Origin of the sequence: Promicromonospora sp. NPDC023987 (assembly GCF_040639055.1) — a bacterium.
Lineage (GTDB): Bacteria > Actinomycetota > Actinomycetes > Actinomycetales > Cellulomonadaceae > Promicromonospora.
This window is the reverse complement of the sequence record NZ_JBEZZF010000137.1, coordinates 1-4,877: the sequence shown is the minus strand read 5'-3', so window position 1 is coordinate 4,877 and position 4,877 is coordinate 1. Positions and strand designations below refer to the sequence as shown.

Annotated in this window: 3 protein-coding genes; 1 reads left to right on the top strand and 2 read right to left on the bottom strand. The window is 70.1% G+C overall.

Features of this window, described 5'->3' with window-relative positions; genetic code table 11:
* Positions 1-82: 82 nt before the first annotated feature.
* Entirely contained in the window at positions 83-2,293 is a 2,211-nt protein-coding gene (locus AB0F40_RS27215; RefSeq protein WP_357475402.1) for an NADP-dependent isocitrate dehydrogenase, read from the bottom strand.
* Positions 2,294-2,560: 267 nt separating this feature from the next.
* On the bottom strand, positions 2,561-3,550 hold the full coding sequence (locus AB0F40_RS27210; protein ID WP_357475400.1) for a malate dehydrogenase: 990 nt from the start codon (positions 3,548-3,550) through the stop codon (positions 2,561-2,563).
* A 244-nt stretch (positions 3,551-3,794) separates the two neighbouring features.
* On the opposite strand from AB0F40_RS27210, the gene AB0F40_RS27205 reads away from it, so the two are divergent.
* Positions 3,795-4,820, top strand: a complete 1,026-nt coding sequence (locus AB0F40_RS27205) for an aquaporin (RefSeq protein ID WP_357475398.1) — start codon at positions 3,795-3,797, stop codon at positions 4,818-4,820.
* Positions 4,821-4,877 lie beyond the last annotated feature (57 nt).

The following is a 4,877-nucleotide window of genomic DNA, read 5'->3' as shown; positions in this document are numbered from 1 at the left end:
CACCCCCCCCCCCCGCCTTTTGGGGCTTGGTCGCCCCCCGGGGCCCGCCCCACCCCCCCCCCCCCCAACGGGTGCGGCAGGGTCAGAGGGACGCGAGCGCCTCGTTGAACGTCGTGCTCGGGCGCATCACCGCGGCCGCCTTCGCGTCGTCCGGACGGTAGTACCCGCCGATCTCGGCGGGCTTGCCCTGGACCGCGAGCAGCTCGTCCATGATCGCCTGCTCACCCGTGGTCAGCGCCTCGGCGAGCGGCTTGAAGGTGGCGGCCAGCTCCGCGTCGTCGGACTGCGTGGCCAGCTCGCGGGCCCAGTACAGGGCGAGGTAGAAGTGCGAGCCGCGGTTGTCGATCGTGCCGAGCTTGCGGCCCGGCGACCGGTCCTCGGCGAGGAACGTCCCGGTGGCCCGGTCGAGCGTGTCGGCGAGGACCTGGGCGCGCGCGTTGCCCTCGCTGGTCGCGAGGTGCTCGAAGGACGCGGCCAGCGCGAAGAACTCACCGAGCGAGTCCCAGCGGAGGTAGTCCTCCTCGACGAGCTGCTGCACGTGCTTCGGCGCGGAGCCGCCGGCGCCCGTCTCGAACAGGCCGCCGCCGTTCATCAGCGGCACGATCGACAGCATCTTGGCCGACGTGCCGACCTCGAGGATCGGGAACAGGTCGGTGTTGTAGTCGCGCAGCACGTTGCCGGTCACCGAGATGGTGTCCAGCCCCTGACGGATGCGGGCCAGCGAGTACGCGGTCGCCTCCGCCGGGTCCATGATGAGGATCTCGAGGCCCTCGGTGTCGTGCTCCGGCAGGTACTGCTCGATCTTCTTGATCAGGTTGGCGTCGTGCTCGCGGCGCGAGTTCAGCCAGAACACCGCGGGGGTGGCGGAGGCCCGGGCGCGGGTGACGGCCAGCTTGATCCAGTCGCGGATGGGGGCGTCCTTGGTCTGGCAGGCGCGCCAGATGTCGCCGGCCCGGACCGCGTGCTCCATGACGACGTCGCCGGCGCCGTTCAGGATCCGCACGGTGCCGTCGACCGAGATCTCGAACGTCTTGTCGTGCGAGCCGTACTCCTCGGCGGCCTGCGCCATGAGGCCCACGTTCGGGACGGAGCCCATCGTGGCCGGGTCGAGGGCGCCGTTGGTACGGCAGTCGTCGATGACGGTCTGGTAGATCCCGGCATAGGACGAGTCCGGGATCACCGCGAGGGTGTCGTCCTCTTCGCCCTCCGGTCCCCACATGTGGCCGCCGATGCGGATCATGGCGGGCATCGACGCGTCGACGATGACGTCGGACGGCACGTGCAGGTTGGTGATGCCCTTGTCGGAGTTCACCATGGCCATCTTCGGGCCGTCGGCCAGCGCGGCGTCGAACGCGGCGCGGATCTCGGTGCCGTTCGGCAGGGACTCGAGCCCGGCGAAGATGCCGCCGAGACCGTCGTTCGCGGACAGCCCGGCCGCCGCCAGGTCCTGGCCGTACTTCTCGAAGACGGGCTTGAAGAAGGCCCGCACGACGTGGCCGAAGATGATCGGGTCGGAGACCTTCATCATCGTGGCCTTGAGGTGCACGGAGAACAGCACGCCCTCGGCCTTGGCCCGCTCGATCGACTCCACGAGGAACGCGTCCAGAGCAGCGCCGTCGAGGAACGTACCGTCCACCACCTCGCCGGCGAGGACGGGCAGCGACTCCTTGAGCACGGTGACGGTGCCGTCAGCGGCGACGTGCTCGATGCGCAGCGTGTCGTCGGCCGCCATGACCACGGACTTCTCGTTGGAGAAGAAGTCGTCGTGGCCCATCGTCGCGACCGCCGTCTTCGACTCCGGCGACCACGCGCCCATGCGGTGCGGGTGCGCCTTCGCGTAGTTCTTGACCGACGCCGGTGCCCGGCGGTCGGAGTTGCCCTGGCGCAGCACCGGGTTCACGGCGGAACCCATGACCCGGCTGTACCGCTCGCGCGCGTCCTTCTCGGCGTCGGTCCGGGCGTTCTCCGGGAAGTCCGGGAGGTCATAGCCGAGGCTCCGCAGCTCCGCGATGGCGGCCTTCAGCTGCGGCAGCGACGCCGAGATGTTGGGCAGCTTGATGATGTTGGCGGACGGGTCGTGCGCCAGCTCGCCCAGCTCGGCGAGCGCGTCGGGCTGCCGCTGCTCCTCGGTGAGACGCTCCGGGAACTGGGCGATGATGCGGCCGGCGAGCGAGATGTCGCGGGTCTCGACGTCCACACCGGCCTTGGCGGCGTACGCCGAGACGATCGGCAGGAACGAGTAGGTCGCAAGAAGCGGGGCCTCGTCCGTGTGGGTATAGATGATCTTGGACATGGGTGTGGCTGACTCCCCGGGTGTTGGAAATGTGCCGATCTCTCGATATCAAGATACCTGAGGGTGCCGCACCCTCCAGAATCGCGAGACGCACCTCACGCCGGACGGTCCCCTCGGCGTCGGAGCTCGCGCTGGTCGAGCTTGTCGAGACCTACCTCTGGGCCCCGACGAGAGGGGTCTCGACAAGCTCGACCAACGGGCTCGGCCGCCGGGCTCGACCAACGGGCTCGGCCGCCGGGCTCGACCAACGAGTACCTCGGGTTCGGGTCAGATCAGACCAAGGGTGCGGACGGCGTCGCGCTCCTCCGACAGCTCGGCGACGCTCGCGTCGATCCGGCCGCGGGAGAACTCGTCGATCTCCAGGCCCTCGACGATCTTCCACTCGCCGCTGCCGTCCGACGTCACGGGGAAGGAGGAGACGAGCCCCTCCGGGACGCCGTACTCGCCCGACGACCACAGCCCGGCCGACGTCCAGTCGCCCTCGGGCGTACCGAGCGTCCAGTCGCGCACGTGCGCGATCGCCGCGCTCGCGGCCGATGCCGCCGAGGAGGCCCCGCGCGCCTTGATGATCGCCGCCCCGCGCTTGGCCACGGTCGGGATGAAGTCGTCGGTGAGCCAGGCCTTGTCCGCCGCGATCTCGGCACCGGGACGGCCACCGACCTCGGCGTGGAACAGGTCGGGGTACTGCGAGGCGGAGTGGTTGCCCCAGATCGTGAGCTTCTTGATGTCCGCGACGGCGGTCCCCGACTTGGCAGCGACCTGCGAGAGCGCACGGTTGTGGTCCAGGCGGGTCATCGCGGTGAACCGGGTGGCCGGCACGTCCGGCGCGTTCGACGCCGCGATGAGCGCGTTGGTGTTGGCAGGGTTGCCGACCACGAGCACCCGGACGTCGGCGGCGGCGCCGTCGTTGATGGCGCGGCCCTGCGGGCCGAAGATGCCGCCGTTGGCCTCCAGGAGGTCGGCGCGCTCCATGCCGGCGCCGCGCGGGCGGGCACCGACGAGGAGCGCCACATTGACGCCGTCGAAGGCCTTGACCGGGTCGTCGAAGATCTCGACGCCGGCCAGAGTGGGAAAGGCGCAGTCGTCGAGCTCCATCGCGGTGCCTTCGGCGGCGGCGAGGGCCTGCGGGATCTCGAGGAGGCGGAGCCGTACTGGCGTGTCCGCGCCGAGCATCTCGCCCGCGGCTATGCGGAAGAGCAGCGCGTACCCGATCTGGCCAGCGGCTCCGGTGACGGTGACGTTCACGGGTTCAGTCATGGCACCACTCTTGCATCGACCGACCCACCTCGCCCAGCCCCCACGCGACATCGGCCGACCTCGCTCCACGACTGCCGCCGACCCGGCGCAGAGAATGCGGTCGAGCGCGGCGGGAGTACGGTGAAGAAAATACCTGCGTCCATCCAGGTTTTGCTCAGCCAGGTAATGGCAGGATGTGCGCGACATCGCACGCATGCCGCCATGACGCGCACCGAATGGTGCGCCACTGAAAGGATCTGACTTCATGTCCCAGGACCTCGCCGCGACCCGCGGCGTCTCCGAGGTCGAAGAGCGGTCTTCGAGCCTGCTCTCCCGCCTGCTCGCCGAGACCTTCGGCACGTTCCTGCTGACGCTCGTGATCGTGGGTGTGCTCGTCTACAGCCCGCTGAACACCGTCGGTGGGCTCGGCATCGCACTCGGTGGCGCCTTTGCCTACATCGCGGGTGCCGCAGCCGTCGGTCGGGTGTCCGGCGCGCACTTCAACCCGGCTATCTCGCTGGGCGTCTGGCTCGGCGGACGCATCTCGGTCGGCAGCATGCTCAGCTACTGGGGCGCGCAGCTCGTCGGCGCCGTCCTGGCGGGTGCCGTGCTCTTCGCGACGCTCCCCCAGCCGCTCGTCGAGCTGCTCGGCAAGCAGAGCACCTCCGACGTCTTCGACTCGGCGGTGAACGGCTTCTCGACGCACTCGCCGCTCTACCTGCAGACGCAGGGTGGCGCGCAGTTCGACTGGCTGCCCGCACTGCTCGTCGAGGTCATCATCTCCGCCGTGCTGGTGGGCGTCTACCTCGGCGCCAACGACCCGCGCCGCACCTTCGGCTACGCCCCCGTCGCCGTCGGTAGCGCCATCGCCGCCCTGACCCTGGTGTCGTGGTTCATCACCAACGCCGGCATGAACCCGGCCCGCTCGACCGCGGCCGCGATCTTCGCCAACGACTGGGGCAGCGACGGCTCGGGCCGCCAGCTCTGGCTGTTCTGGCTCGCGCCGCTCGTCGGTGCCGCCCTCGCCGCCCTCTTCTACCGCGCGTTCGCCTCTGGCGAGGCCGAGGAGCTCGAGGACCTCGACGAGGACGACGAGAACGACGACGAGGACGAGGACGACGACGAGAAGGCACCCGTCGCCGTCGCGTCGACCCCCGTCGCGTCGACCCCCGTCGCGTCGAGCGAGACCGAGAACGACGAGGCCGAGTCCACGGAGCCGGCCTCGACCGTCTCGGGCCCGGGTTCGCCTGCCGAGCCCAAGACCACGAAGAAGGCCGACGACAAGGCCTGACCACCAGCAGCGCCCGCACGACGTCGGGGCCGCACCTTCCGTACGGGAGGTGCGGCC